A 21450-nucleotide genomic window follows, 5' to 3' on the forward strand; every position below is an offset into this window, starting at 1 on the left:
AAAATTTAAAATTTTAACCCATAATTATTGTTTAATTAAGTTTTTATTATGATTTTTGGCGTAGACTAATTCAAATAAATTATAAAATGAAAACAAAGTTTAGTGGAATTTTAACGCTATTCCTAGCGTTTGTTGTGCAACTTTCTTTTGCACAAGACAAAACAGTTTCAGGAGTTGTTTCTGACGAAAATGGCTTGCCGTTACCATCGGCAACCGTAGCTGTCAAAGGAACGTCAAATGGAACAACAACAGATTTTGATGGTAATTACTCTATTAGCACAAGTGCTGGAGATGTATTAACATTTAGTTATGTTGGTTACAGTACTAAAGAAGTTACTGTTGGTGCTAGTAATAGCATAAATATTTCTTTAGTACCAGACAACACTCTTGATGAGGTTGTAATAACTGGTTTTGGCAGTAAAAGTAGAGATAAACTTACATCTGCTGTAACCACATTGTCTTCTGACGATATTAAAAAATTGTCTCCAACAACTAGTGTAGATAATATGTTACAAGGTAATGCTCCTGGTGTACAAGTTGTAGGTGGAAATGGTAAACCAGGTCAAACTGCATTTGTTAGAGTTCGTGGTGTAGGTTCTATTAATGCATCAAGTGCTCCTCTTTATGTTATAGATGGAGTTGTTGCTCCTAATCTTAACTCTATAAATCCAAATGACATAGAATCTATGTCTATCCTTAAAGATGCAGCAACAGCATCTCTTTATGGTTCTAGAGCTGCAAATGGTGTTATTGTAATAACAACTAAAAGTGGTAAAAAGGATAGAGATGCAAGAGTTACGATATCTTCTAGAGTAGGTTATGGACAGAGAATCAAAGATAACTTTGAAATGATGGATGCAGCTCAAAAAATACAATATGAAAGAGAATTGGCTTCTCTTGGCGTTTCTAATGCGCAATCATTACCTGGAGCTCAAATAACAAATCAAGATGAATATAATTTCTTAATAGCCAGAAACACAGATTGGATGGATGAATTACTTAGAAAAGCATATATCCAAAATAATTCAATCTCTGTTGATGGTGGTACTGAAAAGACTTCTTACTTTTTTGGACTAGGTCATGACAGAAACACAGGTATAATTCAAGAAGTTAACGGTTTTGAAAGACTTAATGGTAGAATGAACTTAAACTTTCAAGCTAAAGAATGGCTTAACATTTCAACTAACTTTAGTGTAACAACAACTAAAAGTGATGAGCCAAGAGATAGAAATAATGCTCAAAACCCTTTCAGAGCTATGTATGATTACAACCCATACGAAACTAAGTATATCTTAGATGATGATAATAATTTTGTTTTAGATGCAAACGGTGAACGACAATTTAACTTGACAAGAGCTGGATTTTCAATTACTGAGGCATTAATAAACAATCCAGAAATACAAAATACAACATTTTTAATCGGAGGTTTTAGTGCTAAAGCTGATATTACTGACCATATTTCAAATACATTCAGAATTGGTGCTACAAACACATCATATAGAAGAGAGTATTTCATAGCTCCTGGTTCTGTTCTTGATGGTTATGTTGGTGACGCCCAAAACCCTGGTATAAAAACAGATAATGGGTCTAATGAGTTAGATTACACTATTACTAATTTACTTTCTTACTCTAACACATTTGCAGAGAAGCATAATGTTAAGCTAACTGGTCTTTTTGAGTTCAACAAAAGAACATTAAGAAATTATAGTTTGTCTAGTAATGGATTTAGTAATGATTTCTTAAGTGTTCAAGCTGTAGCAACAGTACCTACTGCTGCTTCTACAAACTATTTTGAAAGAGCTTTACTTGCTTATGGTGCTTTTCTAGATTATGACTATGATGGTAAATACTTAGCGACTGCATCTATCAGAAGAGATGGATCTTCTACTTTTGGTCAAAATAACAGATATGGAGTTTTTTATTCTGGTAGTTTAGCTTGGAACATATCAAAAGAAAACTTTTTATCAGGTAACTCAACAATCAATGATCTTAAATTAAGAGCATCTGTAGGTACATCAGGTAACAGTAATGGTTTAGCTTCATATGGAGCTGTACCTACTCTTGGCTTTGGTAGTTTAAACGGTGCAGCTACAGCAATACCTACTGATAATGGTAATGCTGATTTAGGATTTGAGAAAAACTTTATATTTGATGTAGGGGTTGAATTCTCTTTACTAAACAGAAGATTAAGTGGTGTAATTGATTATTATGAAAGAACTACATCTGACTTATTATTAAATGCTCCTTTATCAAGCTTAGGCGGTGAACCTGATGGTGTAATATTTAGCAACATAGGAGAAATGGTTAATAAAGGGCTTGAAATCAAACTTACTGGCGATATTATTAGAGGAGATAATCCAGGTGATTTTAACCTTACGTTAGGAGGAAACATTGCGTTCTTAGATAATGAAGTTACTAAATTAGTATCAACACAAGAATCTCCTGATGGAGAAGATATTATAGTAGGTGATAACATTATACGTGTTGGAGAAGAAATTTACACATACAACTTAGTACGTTGGGCTGGTGTAAACCCTGCAAACGGAGAACCTCTTTGGTATGATGCAGATGGAAATATAACTAATCAATATAACGCTGATGACTTACAAGTATTAAGTGGTAAATCACCATTAGCTAAATTTGATGGTGGTGTTAACTTATTCATGAGTTATAAAGGTTTTGACTTAGCTGCAGATTTCTACTACAAAGTAGGTAATTACGTACAAAACTTCATGGAATCAAATATGTTAAGTGATGGGCAATCAGTTGATGCTAACCAAAGAGTAGACGCTTTTAATTATTGGAGAAACCCTGGTGATACGAATGTATTACCTAGTCCATTATATGGTAATGAAGCTCAAAATTCATCTGATAGATGGTTACAGAAAGGAGATTATGTTAGATTAAGAAACTTAACATTAGGGTATAACCTACCTACTAGTTTTACACAAAAAATGAAAATTGAAAGATTAAGACTATTTTTACAAGGTCAAAATTTATGGACTTATGCTCCTTATTTTAATGGAGATCCTGAAGTAGGTATTGGTTCTGGAGAAACAGCTAATGGTGTTGGTTTTGGTAACTACAATTTATACAGTTATCCTCAAGTTCAATCAATTCAAATGGGTGTAGAATTAACATTTTAAAAAAAAAATTATGAAAAATATATTTAAAACAGTAATACTAGTTTTTGGTGTACTACTTTTTAATTCGTGTGAAGATGAATTAGAAAAGTTACCTAATGACTCGGTAACACCTGAAACTTTTTATCAAACTCAAGCTGATTTTGAATCAGCTATGAGAGGTGTATATTCAGGGTTCCTAAACGGATCTTATTATGGGGGCTCTTTTTTAAGCTTACCAGATATTATGACAAGTAATGTTATAATATCTCCTCAAGGTAGATTAAGTAATCAAGTTTTCTTTGAGTGGAGGCATGCTCCAAATTTATCTTGGAATTTTATGTACCCTCCATATGTAGTTATTAATAGAAGTAATTTAATTTTAGAGAATATTAATAATCTGCCTGATGGTCCAGACAAGACAAACATTATTGGAGAAGCAAAAGCGGCTAGAGCTTTAGCTATGTTTGATTTAGTAAGAGTTTTTTCTGAGATACCTACACAGTCTTCTGGGGCTTCACAATCATTAGGTATGCCAATAATTACAACAACTGACCCAACCGTTCAAATACCTAGACCTAGTGTGGATGAGTGTTACACTTTCATTATCAATGAATTAGAAGAAGCGAAAGGACTTGTTAACTCAGATAACGGTAGTGGTAGAATAAATAAAAACACTGTAAGAGCACTTTTATCTAGAGCTTACTTATACAATGGTAATGACTTAGAGGCTATTAACGCTGCCAATGAAGTAACTGCTTCTATAGCTTCACTATCAACATTCCCTGGTGTTTGGACAGACTCAAGTGAAGATGGAGTAATATTTAAAATTAATCAAGATAGAATTTTAGACGGTGTTAGCATAGGTGTTCAATGGAGTCAATCTAATGCAGGTAATGTAGTACCTGAGTATGTTATGTCTTATGAGTTATTTAATTTATATGGTAATGACGATATAAGAAAGACATCAGGAGCTTACACACAAATTCAATCTGATCAAGCTGGTAACCTATACAATACTATAACAAAAATGTTTGGTGAACCAGGTCAAAACAACGGTGTTGTAGATGCTAAAATAATCAGAGCTGCAGAAGTTTATTTAAACAAAGCAGAAGCACATGCTAATAGAAGTGAGTGGGTTGAAGCATTACAAGCTTTAGATATGGTTAGAAGTAATCGTTATACTGGATTTGTTAGTGGAGGAGAAACTGGTCCTGCATTATTAGAAGCTATTAAATTAGAAAGAAGGTTAGAATTATTTGCTGAAGGTCATAGATTTTTTGATTTAAAAAGATGGAATGAACCTGTTGTTAGAAGTGCAACAGATGGTGATTTCTTTGATGGTAGTGGTACTCCAGCTCCAGCAAACTACTTAACATTACCTGCTGGTAATTACAAATTTCAGATGCCAATTCCACAATCTGAAATAAATGTATATCCAGGATTAGAACAAAACCCTGGTTATTAATCTAAAATTTTAAAAAAATGAAAAATAATTTAATTATATTAAGTCTATCTTTATTAGTATTCATTTTTTCATGTAGCGAAAAAGATATGGAATACAGTAACGTAGACTTTGACTCAGAAACATTTGTTGCGTTTACTAATGAGCAACTATCTGTTAACGAATTGGTAAATAATCCTATCGAAGTTGAGGCATTATATGCTGCTAGCAGAAGTAGTGCTATGAATATTTCAGTACCTTTTACAATATCTGGAGACGCTGTAGAAGGAGTAGATTATACAATAGTTGATAACAAATCATCTTATAATTTTTCACCAGATCAATTATCAGATTCTATATTCATAATGCCAATAGACAATTCTGAATCTGACGGAGATAAAGAAATAGTAATCACTTTAAATTCTAATGGTGTTTATTTAGGTTATCCAGGACCTGACAACAACAACAAAACTATTACAATTACAATAGTAGATGATGACTGTCCTTATACTTTAGAAGAGTTAGGAGCAGCTTCTTGGTCTGGATCAGATAACGCTGGAGGAAGCGAAGGACCAAACGATAGTCAAATAACTACAAGTTATGATGTTTCAAGCTCGACATTTACAATGGAAGGAATAGCTTATGGGTGGTTAACTAACACAAACTATTGGGATGAAGTTGTTGTAGATAGCTATCCTGTAGTAGTTGACTTTAATACAACTACTGGTGAATTAACTATTGCTACACAACCTTTATGTAATACTACATGGGTAGGAGCACCACAACCTGCTTACAGCATACAAGCTACAGGAACTTATGAATCTTGCTCAGAAACTATGACTATTAACTGGGATTTAATCCAAGGTGGTGGTATTTTAAGATCATATACAGAAACAATAACTAAAAACTAAAAAAATGAAATATTTTAAAAGTATATTTTATCTCTTAACAATTAGTTTGGCTCTTACGTCATGTGATAGAGATTTAATTGAAACAGATATAGATAGTATTCCTAACACTCTTTTCTTTTTAGATGATGGAGGAATTCTTCAAGTAGAAGAAGGTGAGCTTAATCAATTTGATATAGATATCAATGCAACTGCACTACCTAGTACAAATGTTCCTTATTCTATTACAATAGACGAAGACAATTCTACTGCTATTGAAGGTGTAGATTTTGATATTGTAACTAATAATCTTGTTTTACCTTCAGGTCAAATAGCTACTCAATATTCAATAGTAGGTGATTTTAACAATGCTTCTACAAATGGTAAAATGGTTGTTTTCAATCTTTCTAGCGCAGAAGCTAAAATTGGTAATACAAATCAATTTACTCTTCAGTTATTTAAATCTTGTCCTTTTGAAGGTTTAAATACAACTTCTTATGACGTAGATGTGTTTGCTTTTGACGATCAAGCGCCAAGCCATTCTGTTACATTAGTACCTGTAGCTGGCACAGATAATCAATGGACTGTAACATCAAGTTGGGGACCAGATTTTGTTGCTTGGGCTACGGGTGATCCAAGTTACAGTGGGGCGTTCCTTTATTCAGGCACTATTGTTCTAAATGATGATTATACTGTTGATTTTATCGGTAATGATGCATGGGCTACAGGTGGATCAGGTAATTATTCTCCTTGCACACAAGTATTTGATATAACGTTAACGCAGGGATTATTTACAACTTCATTTACTACTCAGGTTGTAATGAGTCCTAATTAAATAGAATTCATAAAATTTTAAAAAAGTCAGAGATTTAAATCTCTGACTTTTTTTTTATCTAATAGTTATAAATAATTATATTTGTAATAAAAAGTACACAATGAAAAAAATATTATTACCAATTATTTTTTTAGTAAACTTTAGCCTTTTTTCACAAACAGATTCTGAAAAAGATAAAATTATACAATCAAACGATGTTAAATCTTTGACTAATCTTAAGTTGATAATAGACAAAAGAAATAAAAAAATAAATCAAGAAATCAATGAGTTTATTAAAATAAATAACTCTATCAGTAAAAGTTTTAAAACTGAAACTAATTTTTTTAAAATAAAATACATAATTGATAATAAACCTGTATATATTTCAACAGAGAATGCCTCAGAAGCAATTGCAACAAGAACAAACTTTCTTCATAATGGTGGGGCTTTAGGATTAAATTTAGAAGGGCAAAATATGCATATAGCAATTTGGGATCAAGGTTCTGCTCTATCTTCTCACCAAGAATTTGCTGATGATAATGTAATACCTAACTCAAGAGTAAACACTCCTGATTATTCCCCTTCAAATTCTGAAAATTTCCATGCTACTCATGTAGCTGGTACAATTGTAGCAAAAGGAATAGTTTCTAATGCTAAAGGTATGGCTCCTCAAGCAACATTAACATCATACGATTGGGATTTTGATGATTCAGAAGCTCTAAATCAAGCTTCAAATAACGGACTTTTGATATCTAATCACTCTTACGGAGTTCCGGTTAGTGTTAATGGAACTCAAAATGCTCCTACTTGGATGATGGGTTGTTATAATACAGATGCTGCTATATGGGACAATGTAGCATACAATGCTCCTTATTATCTAATGGTTGCTTCAGCTGGAAATAATGGTTCTGATACATATAGTGGCGGATTAGCAAATAATTATGATAAACTAACTACTAATAAAAACAGTAAAAATAATTTGGTAGTAGCAAACGCAAATAATCCTCTTATAAACCCAGATGGTAGTGGTCAAATGTTAAATCTTTTTATTAATACTAGTAGTAGTCAGGGTCCATCTGATGATGGAAGGGTTAAACCTGATATCACTGGTGATGGCACAAATGTACTTTCTACCTTAGACTCTAACACCTCTGCTTATGGCAGTCTAACAGGAACTTCTATGTCTTCTCCAAACGTTGCTGGTTCACTTTTACTTTTACAACAATATTACAACCAACTATACGGTAATTACATGAGAGCTTCTACCCTAAAAGGATTAGTATGTCATACCGCAGATGATAATGGTTCTAGTCCTGGTCCTGATCCCATATTTGGATGGGGCTTACTTAATACTAAAGTAGCTGCAGAAACAATTCAAAAGTCAAGTAATTCTCAAGCTATAGTGCAAGAATTAGTGTTGAACAACAATGATATATTTTCATTTCAAATTAATGTGGACTCAGGAACTCCGCTAATTGCAACTTTATGTTGGACAGATCCTCCAGGTACTCCTCAAGACGGTCAGTTAAATAGTAGCACACCTGCACTAGTTAACGATTTAGATATAAGAATAATTGACGATTCTAACACTACATATTTTCCTTGGAAATTACAACTTAGTAACGTTGCAGGCCTAGCGGTTAAGGGAGATAATATTGTTGACAACGTGGAAAGAATAAACATAGATACCCCACAATCAGGTTCTTATACAGTAGTAATATCTCACAAGGGTAATCTTACAGATAATCTACAAAATTACTCACTTATAGTTACAGGATCAAATTTATCAAGTTCTTTAAGTGTTGAAGAAGTAAATAATAATGACTTTGTTGTATGGCCTAACCCGGCAACGAATAAAATTAACTATAAATTTAATAAACCAGCTAAAACTGAAATAACAATGTTTGACATGTTAGGAAGATCTGTTTATAATTCTTCTATTGATATTCAATCAAGTTTAAATAGTGGTCAAATAGATACTTCTAATCTTGAAAGAGGTGTTTATTTACTGAAGTTTATTCAAGGAAATAACGAAGTCACAAAAAGAATAATAATTGAATAAAAAATTAAAGCTACTTTTTTTAAGTAGCTTTTTTTATACCTTTACCCCATGCAAAACACTACTCAGATATTTGGTTTAAGAGCAATTATAGAAGCTATAAATGCGGGTAAAGATATAGACAAGGTCTTTTTACAAAAAGGATTAAAAGGTGAACTATTTAAAGAACTAGAATCTTTAATTAATCAAAACAGAATTAATGCCTCTTACGTTCCTGTTGAAAAACTAAATAGATTAACACAAAACAATCATCAAGGTGCAGTTGCTCAAATTTCGCCTATAAAGTTTTATGATATTGAAGAGTTGTATGAAAAAATTTTAGAAAAGACTTCTACTCCACTCTATTTACTTCTAGATCAATTAAGTGATGTACGTAATTTTGGCGCAATTATAAGAACAGCAGAATGTACAGGTGTAAATGGTATTATCATCCAATCTAAAGGATCTGCTCCTGTTAACGGAGATACTATTAAAACAAGTGCTGGAGCTGTATTTAAAGTTCCTATTTGTCGTGTTTCACATATTAAAGATGCTGTTTTCTTTTTACAAGCATCTGGAGTTAAAGTTATTGCTGCTACCGAAAAAACAGATGATACTCTTTACGATGTCGACTTTAAAGACGCTTGTGCTATAATTATGGGATCTGAAGGTAGAGGTATTAATCCTTCTGTCATCAAAGTTGCAGATTACAAAGCTAAATTACCTTTACTTGGTGAAATAGAATCGTTAAATGTTTCTGTTGCTTGTGGTGCCTTTTTGTATGAAGCTGTAAGACAAAGACGCTAATCCTTTTTATTTTCTTTAAAAGTATATTTTATTTCTATTGAATTTTGAACTGAAGGATCCTCTTCTACTTCAACGTCTTCTTCTTTAGTTTCAATAAAATTACCGTTTTCATCAAAGTGCTTTAAAAAATCATCATCTTCTTCATTGTAGTTAGGCTGTTCCCAAACGTATCTTTTTGGCTTTGCTATTTGCTTTCTAAAAATTAAAGCAAAAAACAAACCTGTTATTAATCCAGATAGATGTCCTTCCCAAGAAATACCTTCCTTTAATGGTAGCACATCCCAAACCATACTTCCGTAGAGAAAAACAACGAGCATAGATAAAGCTACTAGCCTATAATGTTTTGCAAAAACACCTTTAAAGAAGATAAAACTAGCTAAAACATAAATTAATCCGCTGGCGCCAATATGATATGACGGACGACCAATACACCATGTTAAAAAACCCGAAAGTAATATACCGTATCCTAAAACTTTAAATGCTATCGGTCTGTAAAAATAGAATAAAGCTGCTGAAAGAATAAATAACGGTATTGTGTTATGGTACAAATGACTAATCCCGCCATGTATAAAAGGACTAAACAAAATACCTTTTAAACCTGAAAGTTTTTGAGGATAAATACCTAATTTATTTAAACTGAAACCAAAACGAATTTCGATAGCAAAAATAAGCCAAATTAGCATTACAAATCCTAACGGATAAAGTAATACTTCTGGACTGTATTTAAATTGTTCTTTTTGTTTCATTATAGTGAATATAGCAAATAGTTAACCAACTTTGAAGTGTTGTAAAATTGTCAGCTAGTAAGTGCGTGAGGGATTAAGCAATTGTTGGAGCACATCTTTGATTGCGACTTGCGAAAGCCCGACTTTTTTTGAACTTTTCTCAAAAAAAGGCACGCCATAACAAAGTTAATAAGTTGTTTGATTGTAATTATTGTTTTAAAAAAGTTTGATTTAATTTTACAAGATGAACACGCCTTTAGCCGAAAGATTAAGACCACAAACGTTGGATGATTACATTAGTCAGCAACATTTAGTGGGCAAAAACGGAACGTTAACCAAACACATCCAACAAGGGTTAATCCCATCGATGATACTTTGGGGACCACCAGGAATTGGAAAAACTACATTGGCAAACATCATTGCTAACACGTCTAATCGTCCGTTTTATCAATTAAGCGCCATTGCTTCTGGAGTGAAAGACGTTAGAGATGTTATTAATAAAGCAAAGGAAAGCGGCGGATTATTTACGGCTAAAAACCCAATTTTGTTTATTGATGAGATTCATCGTTTTAGCAAATCGCAACAAGATAGTTTACTACAAGCGGTAGAAAAAGGTTGGGTAACTTTAATTGGTGCTACTACAGAAAACCCAAGTTTTGAAGTTATCTCGGCATTATTGTCACGTTGTCAGGTTTATATTTTAAAAGAATTTGAAAAAACCGATTTAGAGGCGCTTTTAAACCGTGCAATTGAAAAAGATGAGATCTTATCCAGAAAAAACATAAAACTTAAAGAAACTAGTGCTTTATTACGTCTTTCTGGCGGTGATGCTAGAAAATTACTTAACATTTTTGAACTTATCATTAACGCAGAAGATAGCGACAAGATTGTTGTTACCGATAAAATGGTGATGGATAAAGTAGAAAGTAATACCGTACGATACGATAAAACTGGCGAGCAGCATTATGATATTATTTCTGCATTTATAAAATCTATACGTGGTAGTGATCCCAATGCTGCTGTTTACTATTTAGCACGTATGGTTGAAGGCGGCGAAGATGTAAAATTTATAGCAAGACGTATGTTAATTTTAGCTAGTGAAGATATTGGTAATGCCAATCCAACTGCTTTGGTTATTGCCAATAGTACATTTCAAGCAGTATCAACAATTGGTTATCCAGAATCTAGGATTATTCTTAGCCAATGTGCTACTTATTTAGCGTGTTCGCCAAAAAGTAATGCGGCGTATATGGCAATAAATAATGCGCAACAATTAGTCAAACAAACCGGAGATTTAAGTATACCTCTTAACATACGTAATGCGCCAACAAAACTAATGAAAGACATTGGTTATGGCGAAGACTACAAATACAGTCACAATTACGCTAATAATTTTGCTGCACAAGAGTTTTTACCCAAAGAAATTGCAAATACACCATTATACCAACCTAGTAATAATGCTAGAGAAAATGCGCAACGTGAATTTTTAAAACAGCGCTGGAAAGATAAATATGGGTATTAAAATGTTTTGGGCGTTACCCACTTTTGCTTTTTATAGCAAAAGTGCGTCGGGCTTTCGGTAGTCGCAATCAAAGATGTGCTCCAACAATACCTTAATCCCTAACGCGAAATAAACTAAGTAATAATCAATTAAAAGATTAATACATTAAAACTTAATATCAATAGATTTAATCTGTAAAGTACCATTGTCGTTGGTTGCAATAACCCAGCTACCATTTATTTTATAAATAACAGCATCTTTACCTTTTACAATATAAAAGTCTTCTTTACCAGAATATAATATAGTGTATACCGTTTGACCTTGACTATTTTTTAATTTATAATTAATGACTCCAAATGCTTCGGCGGTAAGCGTATTATTAGAAATGTTTTGACCTACTTCTTCTACGGGTACTTCAATTTCTTCATCTAGTTCTTTTTCATCAACTTCTTCAATCATTGGTGCTTCTGTTACTTTAGGTAATGGAGTAACAATAACTTCTTCTACTTCATTTTCAGTTTCTTTTACTTCATGCTTATGAGTGAAATTAGATAAACTACTAAAAGCTTCTCTTACAGCTTCATTGTATGCAACTATATATTTTTTCTCCCTAGATTCGCCTTCTTCTGTGGTATAAACCACTTTACCTTGACAATCTTTAAACTGAAATTTTATTTTAGTTTTAAACATAGAAGAATCGTCTATTGCTGTAGTTTTTAAAACTAAACAGTTATTTTGTATCGCATCTTCTGGTAAGGTATCTTCTTCTAATAAAACAGTAAAATTTTGTTTTTCTAACAAAAACTTAGTTAAACCATTTACACGGTATTGACCTGGTTCTTTTTGAAATTTAAACTGATTTGGAACAACAATATATTTAAAGTTATTTAATTGGTCTTGGGCTGATAATGAGATGCTAAATAGCACTGCGAAAATGAATAATATTTTTGAAAATTTCATCTTTATAAATATTTTTTAATGTCTAATAAATGGTCAATAATTTTTATATCTGGCGCTATAGTTTCTTTATGATAATTAAAGCAAATAGCATCTAAACCAATATTTAATGCGCCTAAAATATCAGCTTCATAATTATCGCCAATCATAATGCTGTTTTTAGTCGTTGCATTAGCTAAGCCTAAAGCATGGTTAAATATTTTAGGGTTTGGTTTTTTTACGCCAACCATTTCTGAATTTGTTATGGTTTGAAAATAATGAAAAATGTTTGATTTTTTCATTTTATGATGTTGCACTTCTTCAAAACCATTAGTAATAATATGTAATTGGTATTTTGGTTTGAGGTAATCTAAAATTTCAAAAGTACCGTCAAACACATGATTTTGATTAGACAAGTTATTTATGTAATCATCAGATAGTTGATTAATTACTTCTGCTTCAACTTCTATATTCAAAGCATCAAATGTGTCTTTTAATCTATAAAATCTTAAATATTCTTTGTTTACTTTTTCTTCTCTATAAAGCTTCCAATATTGCATGTTTAAAGGCTCGTAAACTTCTAAAAATTGTGGCAAATTAACCTGTAAATCATTCTTCTTAAAAATGAAATCAAAAGTTAATGCCGAGTTCTTATCAAAATCCCAAAGTGTGTGATCTAAATCAAAAAAAATATGCTCTATATTATTGTTCATCTACTGAGTCTAAAATTGTATTAAATAGTGTTTTAAAATGTTGCCAACGTGGTATATTACTAAATGTATAATTATGAAAAACAGGTACAAAAGTACCATTAACTATTTTAACTTGCTGCATTAATTTTTGCAAAGCTTCTTGTTTATCTAATAACGAATTATACTTTAAAAACGCAAAGTCTAAAGCATGATAAGGTACAATTTTTAGTGGTGTTTGTACCTCGTAATCTAAATCATAAAACAAAAATGGTGTACATGTTCCTGCTCTAAATCCTAAATGATTGACATATCCCATGGTGTAATCTTCTGGTATTTCTAACTCCACCAAATTACGATAAGATTCGGGTAAATTTACTTTAGAAAAAGACTGTCTAGAACCTGCTATATTGGTATTAATAATAGCTTCCATCCTACTCTTTTCTACTTTTAATAGTTCGATATCATTAAGAGCAAAAAATGAAGATTTTATACCAACTTGACAATAATCTGCAACGTGCTTAATTAAAGACACAAACTTTTGCTTTTGACTGTTTATGTTTTTATCGTAGGTAGAAAAATCGCCAACCAAAAAGAAAAACATAAATTTAAAATTTCGTTTTTTCTGTCGGTTAATGATGTATTTATACGTGTCATAAGGATCTTTTCTTGCGCCTAATAACACGCCAAAACGCTCATAAACATCTTTAAACCTAAACGCAAAAAAATCTTTAATTGTTCCTCCAAACGTACGCATAACACCTACTAATTTATATTTGTAAGCTGTTGGCACATCTATAATTGGTGTAACGCTATAGGTTTTTTTAGGAAAATCAAAATCTGGAAACTGCTCTTGTAAAACAGCCTTAAACTTATATGCCCAAATATCTACTACGGGTTGCGTTAAAAACTGATTGTTGTAAGCTAAACTTTCTTCAGCTGGAAAACGTCCATAATTATCTTTTACGTGTGGTAAATACTCTTCGTATCTACTAATTAAGTAAAACGTTGCTGCAAAAATATCGTAAGGTAAAGCACTTTTTTCTCCAGCAAGGAAAAAACATTTAGTGTCTTCCCAATCGTAAATATTTATATCTATATCTGATAAACCTTGCTCAAATAACAAATCGTTAGACCTGATAAAAACCTCGCTACTTAAAGGTTGTTTTGTATAAGACATTTTAAGGCTATCGTGTGCAATAAAATCTTCAATAGTAGTTGTAAATTCTACAGGAATCCCGAGTATTCTAGTACACACTTGCTTAAAAGTGTATTTAACGCGTGGCGTAATTTTGTGTGTGTAAACTAGTAACATTAACGATTAAATTATAAGGTTTAAAAGTACCAAATTCCTGATTTAAAAAAGCATTATTTTAACATCAGTTTTAAAGAAATTAACATCAAATTACAGCAAAGCTTCGTCTGCAAAACTAAAATATGCACGTTCTGTTATTATCAAATGATCCAAAACTCTTATATCCAAACTTTGGGCTGCAACCTTTAGTTTTTGGGTAATATCTTTATCGGCTTGACTTGGTTTTAATGTTCCGGAAGGATGATTATGCGCCATAATTATAGCAACTGCACCAACTTGTAGCGCTTGTTTTAAGACCAAACGCGTGTCTACTAAAGTGCCTGTAATTCCGCCTTTACTAAGCTGTAATTTATCAATTACTTTGTTAGAATTATTAAGATAAATAATCCAAAATTCTTCATGAGGTAACTCACCAATCATGGGTTGCATTAACTCAAAAACCGATTTACTAGATGTAATTTTAAATTGCTGTAAGGCTTCTTCAGCTCGTCTGCGTCTTCCTAATTCTAATGCAGCTGCAATGCTTATGGCTTTAGCTTCGCCAATACCTTTAAATTGCATTAACTGTTTGATGCTTAATTTTCCTAACTGGTTTAAATTATTGTCTACGCTAGATAAGATGCGTTTACACAAATCTACAGCGCTTTCCTCTCGGTTTCCAGACCCAATTAAAATGGCGACTAATTCGGCGTCACTTAAGGCTGCTTTTCCTTTTTTTAGAAGCTTTTCGCGTGGTTGATCATCTTCCGACCAGTTTTTTATTGAAAAAGATGGCTTTTTTTCAGACATTTGATAAAACTACACAATATTTTGTAATTTTTAAACTCCAAAAAACCAACTAATTATCTAAATATGAAATCTATTTTTGAAACCGAAGCTAAAGCTGAACTATTAAACCGTTTAGAAAATCTTGATGCTGAATCGTCGGCTAAATGGGGAAAAATGAACGTTAACCAAATGCTGGTACACTGTACAAAACCTATTGAATTAGCTTTGGGCGAAAGCACTATTAAAAAACCAAATTTTTTAATGGGTATGATGATGAAACTTGTTGCGCCAAGCCTTTACAACGACAAACCTTGGAAAGAAGGTTTACCAACTGCTAAAGAATTTATTATAGTTAACACTGAAGCTTTTAGTACCGAAAAAGATAAATTAAAGTCTAAAATTGAAACCATGAGTACATCTAAAGACTATTTTGAACCTAAAAAGAAACATCCTTATTTTGGAACGTTTACCGCAGACCAATGGGGAAAAAGTGCTTATAAACATTTAGATCATCACTTTAGACAATTTGATGTGTAGCTTCGACTACGCTCAGCTACCAAATAGACTTCGCTTAACTACCAAACGTGTTTTATTAGCTTAAAAACTTTAAATATATTTCACCTTAAATACTTTCAACTTAAAATTGTATCCACCAAAAAAACATCAAGATAATAACCAGCTTCATCATATTGAAGTGATAAAAACGTATCCGTTAGCTACATTAATTTCGGTAAAAGACAATCAACCTTTGATAACGCATTTGCCTTTAATTTATAGAGAAACCGATGGTAAACTTATTGGTCATATAGATATTTACAATCCGCAAACGGACTTGCTTCAGCATGAAAATGAAGTGACCATAATATTTTCTGGTCCTCAATGTTACATATCACCAAGTATTTATACCACAACACAATTACCAACGTGGAATTACATTAAAGTACACCTTACCGGAACTGTTACCAGAATTGAAGACAAAGCTGCTTTAAAACAGTCTTTAATTACGATGACCGAGTTTTTAGAAGCGCCAGAACACAACTACGTTTTAGAGCCTGACAACCCAAGATTAGATAAAAATTTAGACTATATTAAACTGTTTGAAATAGATATTAAAACTTGGGAAGGCAAGTTTAAACTCTCTCAAGATAAACTACCAAAAGACATAGAAAACGCCAGACAACAATTAATTAAAAGCAGTCAAGATAGTATTAAAGCGTTTTTAGATAAAGTATTTAATTAGTCTTGCTGAGATCGTCGAAGCATAAATACACTTCGACAAGTTCAGCGTGACAAAACACAATAATTATAAATATAATAACCAACATTATCATAGCCATAGTAGCGTTGCTACATCTTTATTTTTTATATTTTGAAATGTTTGCTTGGGAAACCAAAGGACCAAAAATTTTTAGACAATTTCCTAAAAATTTATTTACACCAACCAAAGCATTAGCGGCAAACCAAGGATTATATAATGGGTTTTTAGCTGCTGGATTAATTTGGACGTTTTTTATCACTAACCCAACGTGGAAATCTAACATTGCGTTATTTTTTTTAGGTTGCGTAGCTGTTGCTGGTATTTATGGTGCACTAACAGCATCTAAAAAGATATTTTTTGTACAAGCCTTACCGGCTTTGATTGGGATTTTGCTGGTTTTAATCTAATGATATAATTTGATATTATTTGGTCTTTATTCTAAATTGATTAAAAAATTATTTTAAATTAAAAATTTTTACTGTGAACAAAAATTAAAATATATGGGAAGACATAAAATGACTAAAGGAATTTGTCATCTATGTGGAAAAAACACAAATTTGTCATTCGAACATGTTCCTCCAAAAGTTGCTTTTAACAAAAACACAAAATATGTTTCAGTTGAATTTGAAGATTATATAAAATCAAGAAATTTATTAAAAGATATTCCTAAAGGAAAAACAAAACAAGGTGGAATTGGTTATAATTCGTTTTGTGAAAATTGCAATAATTTTTTAGGTGCTAATTATGTCAATCCATATATGAAATGGGTAAACGCTGGTATAAAACTATTGGCTGACACAGAATTCGCAGCGTGTTATTTCAAAATAAATGAAATTCAACCACTACCTATATTAAAACAGATAGTTTCTATGTTTCTAGCAATAAATGATAACTTATTTCTTGATTCTTTTCCAGAATTATCAGAATTCGTCTTAAACAAAAAACAAAATAAACTACCTGAAAAATTTCAAATTTACACTTACCTTACAAGAGCTGAAAGATTAAGATATATGCACTATAATGTATACGGTAATTTAAAAACTAATAATATCATTCAATGCTCAGAGTTGGCGTATCCTCCGTTTGGATATATCTTGACCTTTGATAGCCATTTAAATCGTAGTTATTTAAGAAACATTACTTCATTTAAAGATTATAATTTAAATGACTTTCAAAGTTTCAAAATGACTTTAGCACAATTACCAACTTACACAATATTTCCATTAGACTATCGAGGTAAGGAAAAATTAAACAATAATATTGAAGAAGCAAATGCTTTAATGGATAAAATAGAAAAATACAAAAAGATGGAATGTTAATAATGAACACCAAAGTTCTAACTAGATATCTATAAATAATTTATCTTAACCTAATACTAATAAAATGGCTCAAATTAATCCATACATTCATTTTAACGGTAACGCAGAAGAAGCCTTTCATTTTTATAAATCGGTTTTTGGTGGCGAGTTTGCTAAGGTTATACGTTTTGATGTTTAAAACAACATATCAAATAATTAATTTGGGCACTTAATTTTATTCTTAGACCTTTGTGTTTTCATTTTACCTAAAATGAAATTTTAAAACACAAAAAACGTTTTGAGGAAACACAAAGCCCTAAGATTTTTTATGATTATTACAGTGTTATTTATTAAAATGACACTATTAACCCTTATTATACGGTCTCACTTAGATTCTAACCTTACCTTTGTATTTACTGCCGTTATCATTATTTTAATAATGGCTTTTGGCTACAAGCATATTGATTTGCATCATGAAGATATTGCATACGAAAGACCTGCTTATGTGCTTTGGGTTCCTATTGGAGCTGTATTATGCTACTTTTTAAATGTAAATTTAGGATTAGGCAGCATACTTGCTCTTGGTATTGTTGGTACTACAGCTTCTTTTATGCCTTCAATAAATGAAGAATCTCAATACTTAAAACAAATACCTGTTAGTATATATTGTGGTGCTTTTGTTGGTATGTCTAGTGTAGACACTTCGCCTTCTATCCTATTTGTTTTTGCTGCAGGATGTGTTGCAGGCTTATTACTTATGGTTACTAAAAACTTGTATTTAGGTGTTGGTGGTAAACTTGGCACAATAGCTTTTGGTGGTGTTATTTTATCGTCTTTAATGTATTGGTTATTTATATGAATTATTTAATAATTATAATTACCGGTATTACAGGCGCTATATTAACATTTTACCTTAGTGAAAACAAAAAGCAAGGTCCTGTTAGAGCCTCTGCTATATTATCCTTAATTGTAGGACTATTCTTTTATTGTTTTCCTGAGGTACTTAATCCTTATTTAACCAAACACATACCTATTGTTTTTGTTGGTACATCGTTTATTGGTATGGTATCCTCAAAAACCGTAGCTAACAAAAAAACTATAGCATTGGCTGGTGTCTTATTTTCTATTATCTACATCAATAAAAATCACACTTTTGAAGGTTATGGCGGTAGTCTAGGTACTATTGCGTTTATTGCTTTACTTACTAGTATGGGATTTGTCGTATTAGTATCTAAAACCAATACTATAAAACACCAAATAGTTGAAATGATTAAAACAATTTTTAATAAAAAGTAAGCTTACAACTAGATAATAAAAGCAAATTGTTGTTATATAATTTTCTTAACCTCATCAAAATCCAATCCGCCATAATTACCACTACTCATTAACAATAAAGCTTTATTATCAAAATTTTGAGAGAACAGATAATTTTTAAAATCGTCTGGATTGGTATAAATTATTAAATCGTCACGCTCAAACGCATTGGCTATTTGGTCTTTGGTGACTTCGTCTAATTTTTTGATTTCTACTGCATGCGGACTGTAAAATACAATTGCAACATCTGCTGCATCTAATGCGCCTTTATATTCTTTTAAAAACTCAGCATTTAAACTGCTATAAGTATGCAACTCTAAACACGCAACCAAAATACGATCTGCGTATTGTTCTTTAACGGCTTTTGTTGTTGCACTTACTTTACTTGGCGAATGTGCAAAATCTTTATAAGCAACGCTATTATTGGTTTCGGTAATTTTTTCTAAACGTTTACTTGCACCTTTAAATGTTGAAATAGCTTCGTAAAAATCATCCTCGTCAATTCCCATGTGTTGGCAAATCCATTTTGCACCAGCCAAATTATTTAAGTTATGCTTACCAAACACTTCTATTGGCATTGGTCCTTCTGGAGTTTCTAACAGTGTTTCACCATCTTCTACGGTGTATTCTGGTGTGTGATATGGGATTTTACGTATTGGGTTTTCGCTAGCTTCTACAATGCGTTTAACTGCTTCGTCTTCTTCGTTATAATTTATACTTCCGCCACGTACAATACTATCTACAAAGATTTTAAACTGCTCTTCATAATTTTCATAAGTCGGAAACACATTAATATGATCCCAAGCAATACCACTTAACAACGCTATATTAGGTTTATAGAGATGAAATTTTGGTCTTCTGTCTATCGGACTGCTTAAATACTCATCACCTTCTAAAACGATAAAATCGTTATCCTCGGTTAATTTTACCATCACATCAAAACCTTCTAATTGCGCGCCAACCATAAAATCTACATCGCGATCATGGTAATGCATGACGTGTAAAATCATAGATGTTATTGTGGTTTTACCATGACTACCGCCAATTACAACTCTAGTTTTGTCTTTAGATTGTTCGTATAAAAACTCTGGATAACTGTATATTTTTAAGCCTAATTCTTGAGCTTTTAATAACTCTGGATTATCTGCTTTAGCGTGCATACCTAAAACTATAGCATCTAAACTTTCGGTAATTTTCTCAGGAAACCATCCAAATTGTTCTGGCAATAATCCTTTAGCTTCAAGACGTGATTTTGAAGGTTCAAAAATCGTATCGTCACTTCCTGTTACTTGATATCCTTTATTATGTAATGCTAATGCAAGGTTGTGCATTGCGCTTCCGCCAATAGCTATAAAATGTACGTTCATGGTTTATTTTTGAAGATGTTTCAAAGATAGTTGTTTGTCTTTAAAATCGCTAATTAACTGTTATTTGTTATAAAGAAATCAGTATAAATTCAAAAATACAATTAGCTTATTCTAACTCATCTTTAAATTCTTTAAACACCTCAATTTTCGGCAACTCTTTTAAAGCTAATTCAATATATTCTAAAGCTTTTTCGGTATTATTTTTATGCTTGTAGATTTGAGCTAAACGGTAATTTGCCCAAGCTTTTGGCACACCATCTTTAGCTGAATAATTCTTAATGTAAACCTTTAGGCAATATTCACCTTTATCTAATTGCACGTTATAATCTGCGCACACTTTTCCTATTTGATAGTGTAACGCATTTCTTTTATGTTTTACCTGTGATGCTTCAATATTACTTATGGCTTTTTCTGGTAGGTTTTCCTTTTCGTATAAAGCTGTAAGCTTGTCGTAGCAAGTAATTGAGCCACCAACTTCAATAGCTTTTAAGTAGTAATCTTCGGCAAGTTCTGGCTCGTCATCATATTCATAAATGTAACCTTTTGCTAAATAACCGTCAACTTTAGAGAGTTTTTCTAACTCGTTGGCATATTTTAAAGATTTGCTTTTACTACCGCCAACAATACCTGGTAATTGCATGTATAATTCTACTAAAGCCCAACGTGTATCTATATGATTTGGATCTAATTCGGCTGCTTTTAAAAATGCTGCTTTAACGTCGTCTATAATGGTTAAAGCCCTTAGTTTACTTACAGATAAGGCTTTCATGCCTAAAGCGCCACCGTATTTGTAATGGTAATTAGCTTCGGTAGGTTCGGCTTCCGTTAGCTTTTTATATTGCTTTGCCGCATCATCCCATTTTTTTTGATGTCCGTAAGCATCGCCTAATAATTCTATGGCTTCTAAATCATTTTCATTATTATCAACAAAAGGTTTTAGCTCTGCTTCTGCTTTGCTAAACAATTTTTGTTGAATAAAGGCTTTTCCTTTTTCAACTGAGGTTTGCCCCATTAAAAAAAGCGGAAAGCAACATATAAAAATGATTAATCGCATATTTGGTTTTTTCAATTTATACAAAAATAACATTCTGTTGGTATTGTTTTTGATTCTGTTGCGTTAATAATTGTTAACTTTAAATTTCTATCGTTTTACTCATTAAAAAGGTA

At 31.9% G+C, this 21450-nt stretch carries 20 protein-coding genes and 1 pseudogene; 14 read left to right on the plus strand and 7 right to left on the minus strand.

Features of this window, described 5'->3' with window-relative positions:
- The first annotated feature begins 86 nt into the window (after positions 1–86).
- The 6 genes from WA327_RS00340 (at position 87) to rlmB (ending at position 9112) form a co-directional block, all read left to right on the plus strand.
- Complete coding sequence (locus WA327_RS00340; RefSeq protein ID WP_336065168.1) at positions 87–3146, plus strand: TonB-dependent receptor; 3060 nt, start codon at positions 87–89, stop codon at positions 3144–3146.
- 10 nt (positions 3147–3156) lie between these two features.
- Positions 3157–4590 (plus strand): RagB/SusD family nutrient uptake outer membrane protein, encoded by a 1434-nt coding sequence (locus WA327_RS00345; protein ID WP_336065170.1) that lies wholly within the window; start codon positions 3157–3159, stop codon positions 4588–4590.
- 17 nt (positions 4591–4607) lie between these two features.
- Positions 4608–5477, plus strand: a complete 870-nt coding sequence (locus tag WA327_RS00350; protein ID WP_336065171.1) for a Calx-beta domain-containing protein — start codon at positions 4608–4610, stop codon at positions 5475–5477.
- Between the two features lie 4 nt (positions 5478–5481).
- Complete coding sequence (locus WA327_RS00355) at positions 5482–6288, plus strand: hypothetical protein (protein ID WP_336065172.1); 807 nt, start codon at positions 5482–5484, stop codon at positions 6286–6288.
- Between the two features lie 205 nt (positions 6289–6493).
- On the plus strand, positions 6494–8329 hold the full coding sequence (locus tag WA327_RS00360; RefSeq protein ID WP_336065173.1) for a S8 family serine peptidase: 1836 nt from the start codon (positions 6494–6496) through the stop codon (positions 8327–8329).
- A 48-nt stretch (positions 8330–8377) separates the two neighbouring features.
- Positions 8378–9112 carry a 23S rRNA (guanosine(2251)-2'-O)-methyltransferase RlmB gene (rlmB, locus tag WA327_RS00365; protein ID WP_336065174.1) on the plus strand — a complete coding sequence of 245 codons (735 nt, stop codon included), beginning with the start codon at positions 8378–8380 and terminating at the stop codon, positions 9110–9112.
- On the opposite strand, the gene WA327_RS00370 is transcribed toward rlmB, so the two are convergent.
- Positions 9109–9858 (minus strand): rhomboid family intramembrane serine protease, encoded by a 750-nt coding sequence (locus tag WA327_RS00370; protein ID WP_336065175.1) that lies wholly within the window; start codon positions 9856–9858, stop codon positions 9109–9111. The two genes, rlmB and WA327_RS00370, sit on opposite strands and share 4 nt — an antisense overlap.
- Before the next feature lie 223 nt (positions 9859–10081).
- Between WA327_RS00370 and WA327_RS00375 the strand changes: the two genes are divergently transcribed.
- The gene (locus tag WA327_RS00375) at positions 10082–11359 is read left to right on the plus strand and encodes a replication-associated recombination protein A (protein ID WP_336065178.1); all 1278 of its coding nucleotides are present in this window, start codon (positions 10082–10084) and stop codon (positions 11357–11359) included.
- A gap of 144 nt (positions 11360–11503) precedes the next feature.
- On the opposite strand, the gene WA327_RS00380 is transcribed toward WA327_RS00375, so the two are convergent.
- From WA327_RS00380 to radC, 4 genes are all read right to left on the minus strand, one after another.
- Positions 11504–12298, minus strand: coding sequence for a hypothetical protein (locus tag WA327_RS00380; protein WP_336065181.1), 795 nt, complete (start codon positions 12296–12298; stop codon positions 11504–11506).
- 2 nt (positions 12299–12300) lie between these two features.
- On the minus strand, positions 12301–12987 hold the full coding sequence (locus WA327_RS00385) for a YjjG family noncanonical pyrimidine nucleotidase (RefSeq protein WP_336065183.1): 687 nt from the start codon (positions 12985–12987) through the stop codon (positions 12301–12303).
- Positions 12977–14278: a polysaccharide deacetylase family protein gene (locus WA327_RS00390; RefSeq protein WP_336065186.1), complete on the minus strand. Its 1302-nt coding sequence runs from the start codon at positions 14276–14278 to the stop codon at positions 12977–12979. The genes WA327_RS00385 and WA327_RS00390 overlap by 11 nt, the downstream gene beginning before the upstream one ends.
- Positions 14279–14368: 90 nt before the next feature.
- Positions 14369–15067 carry a DNA repair protein RadC gene (radC, locus tag WA327_RS00395; RefSeq protein ID WP_336065187.1) on the minus strand — a complete coding sequence of 233 codons (699 nt, stop codon included), beginning with the start codon at positions 15065–15067 and terminating at the stop codon, positions 14369–14371.
- A gap of 63 nt (positions 15068–15130) precedes the next feature.
- On the opposite strand from radC, the gene WA327_RS00400 reads away from it, so the two are divergent.
- The 7 genes and pseudogenes from WA327_RS00400 to WA327_RS00430 all read left to right on the plus strand — a co-directional run bounded on the left by WA327_RS00400 (position 15131) and on the right by WA327_RS00430 (position 18898).
- Positions 15131–15583: a DUF1569 domain-containing protein gene (locus WA327_RS00400; RefSeq protein ID WP_336065189.1), complete on the plus strand. Its 453-nt coding sequence runs from the start codon at positions 15131–15133 to the stop codon at positions 15581–15583.
- Between the two features lie 106 nt (positions 15584–15689).
- Complete coding sequence (locus WA327_RS00405; RefSeq protein ID WP_336065192.1) at positions 15690–16286, plus strand: FMN-binding negative transcriptional regulator; 597 nt, start codon at positions 15690–15692, stop codon at positions 16284–16286.
- A gap of 65 nt (positions 16287–16351) precedes the next feature.
- Positions 16352–16711: a DUF1304 domain-containing protein gene (locus WA327_RS00410; protein ID WP_336065537.1), complete on the plus strand. Its 360-nt coding sequence runs from the start codon at positions 16352–16354 to the stop codon at positions 16709–16711.
- A gap of 93 nt (positions 16712–16804) precedes the next feature.
- On the plus strand, positions 16805–17623 hold the full coding sequence (locus WA327_RS00415) for a hypothetical protein (RefSeq protein ID WP_336065194.1): 819 nt from the start codon (positions 16805–16807) through the stop codon (positions 17621–17623).
- Between the two features lie 64 nt (positions 17624–17687).
- Positions 17688–17792 (plus strand): annotated as a pseudogene (locus WA327_RS00420) (VOC family protein); the annotation flags it as partial.
- Positions 17793–17957: 165 nt separating this feature from the next.
- Positions 17958–18461 (plus strand): hypothetical protein, encoded by a 504-nt coding sequence (locus tag WA327_RS00425; RefSeq protein ID WP_336065196.1) that lies wholly within the window; start codon positions 17958–17960, stop codon positions 18459–18461.
- Positions 18458–18898, plus strand: coding sequence for a hypothetical protein (locus tag WA327_RS00430; protein ID WP_336065198.1), 441 nt, complete (start codon positions 18458–18460; stop codon positions 18896–18898). Before WA327_RS00425 ends, WA327_RS00430 begins: the two co-directional genes overlap by 4 nt.
- Before the next feature lie 32 nt (positions 18899–18930).
- Here the strand turns inward: WA327_RS00430 and murC are convergent, their stop codons facing one another.
- Together murC and WA327_RS00440 are read right to left on the minus strand one after the other, a co-directional pair.
- Positions 18931–20283, minus strand: a complete 1353-nt coding sequence (murC, locus tag WA327_RS00435; protein WP_336065200.1) for a Mur ligase family protein — start codon at positions 20281–20283, stop codon at positions 18931–18933.
- Between the two features lie 106 nt (positions 20284–20389).
- The gene (locus WA327_RS00440; RefSeq protein WP_336065202.1) at positions 20390–21337 is read right to left on the minus strand and encodes a hypothetical protein; all 948 of its coding nucleotides are present in this window, start codon (positions 21335–21337) and stop codon (positions 20390–20392) included.
- Between the last annotated feature and the right edge of the window lie 113 nt (positions 21338–21450).

Source organism: Mesoflavibacter sp. CH_XMU1404-2 (assembly GCF_037029465.1).
Lineage (GTDB): Bacteria > Bacteroidota > Bacteroidia > Flavobacteriales > Flavobacteriaceae > Mesoflavibacter.

What these genes read in the sequence shown, in the direction of transcription:
- WA327_RS00340 (WP_336065168.1), top strand. Translation starts at nt 87, where the DNA reads ATGAAAACAAAGTTTAGTGGAATTTTAACGCTATTCCTAGCGTTTGTT.
- WA327_RS00345 (WP_336065170.1), top strand. Translation starts at nt 3,157, where the DNA reads ATGAAAAATATATTTAAAACAGTAATACTAGTTTTTGGTGTACTACTT.
- WA327_RS00350 (WP_336065171.1), top strand. Translation starts at nt 4,608, where the DNA reads ATGAAAAATAATTTAATTATATTAAGTCTATCTTTATTAGTATTCATT.
- WA327_RS00355 (WP_336065172.1), top strand. Translation starts at nt 5,482, where the DNA reads ATGAAATATTTTAAAAGTATATTTTATCTCTTAACAATTAGTTTGGCT.
- rlmB (WP_336065174.1), top strand. Translation starts at nt 8,378, where the DNA reads ATGCAAAACACTACTCAGATATTTGGTTTAAGAGCAATTATAGAAGCT.
- WA327_RS00370 (WP_336065175.1), bottom strand. Translation starts at nt 9,858, where the DNA reads ATGAAACAAAAAGAACAATTTAAATACAGTCCAGAAGTATTACTTTAT.
- WA327_RS00375 (WP_336065178.1), top strand. Translation starts at nt 10,082, where the DNA reads ATGAACACGCCTTTAGCCGAAAGATTAAGACCACAAACGTTGGATGAT.
- WA327_RS00380 (WP_336065181.1), bottom strand. Translation starts at nt 12,298, where the DNA reads ATGAAATTTTCAAAAATATTATTCATTTTCGCAGTGCTATTTAGCATC.
- WA327_RS00385 (WP_336065183.1), bottom strand. Translation starts at nt 12,987, where the DNA reads ATGAACAATAATATAGAGCATATTTTTTTTGATTTAGATCACACACTT.
- WA327_RS00390 (WP_336065186.1), bottom strand. Translation starts at nt 14,278, where the DNA reads ATGTTACTAGTTTACACACACAAAATTACGCCACGCGTTAAATACACT.
- radC (WP_336065187.1), bottom strand. Translation starts at nt 15,067, where the DNA reads ATGTCTGAAAAAAAGCCATCTTTTTCAATAAAAAACTGGTCGGAAGAT.
- WA327_RS00400 (WP_336065189.1), top strand. Translation starts at nt 15,131, where the DNA reads ATGAAATCTATTTTTGAAACCGAAGCTAAAGCTGAACTATTAAACCGT.
- WA327_RS00415 (WP_336065194.1), top strand. Translation starts at nt 16,805, where the DNA reads ATGGGAAGACATAAAATGACTAAAGGAATTTGTCATCTATGTGGAAAA.
- WA327_RS00425 (WP_336065196.1), top strand. Translation starts at nt 17,958, where the DNA reads ATGACACTATTAACCCTTATTATACGGTCTCACTTAGATTCTAACCTT.
- WA327_RS00430 (WP_336065198.1), top strand. Translation starts at nt 18,458, where the DNA reads ATGAATTATTTAATAATTATAATTACCGGTATTACAGGCGCTATATTA.
- murC (WP_336065200.1), bottom strand. Translation starts at nt 20,283, where the DNA reads ATGAACGTACATTTTATAGCTATTGGCGGAAGCGCAATGCACAACCTT.
- WA327_RS00440 (WP_336065202.1), bottom strand. Translation starts at nt 21,337, where the DNA reads ATGCGATTAATCATTTTTATATGTTGCTTTCCGCTTTTTTTAATGGGG.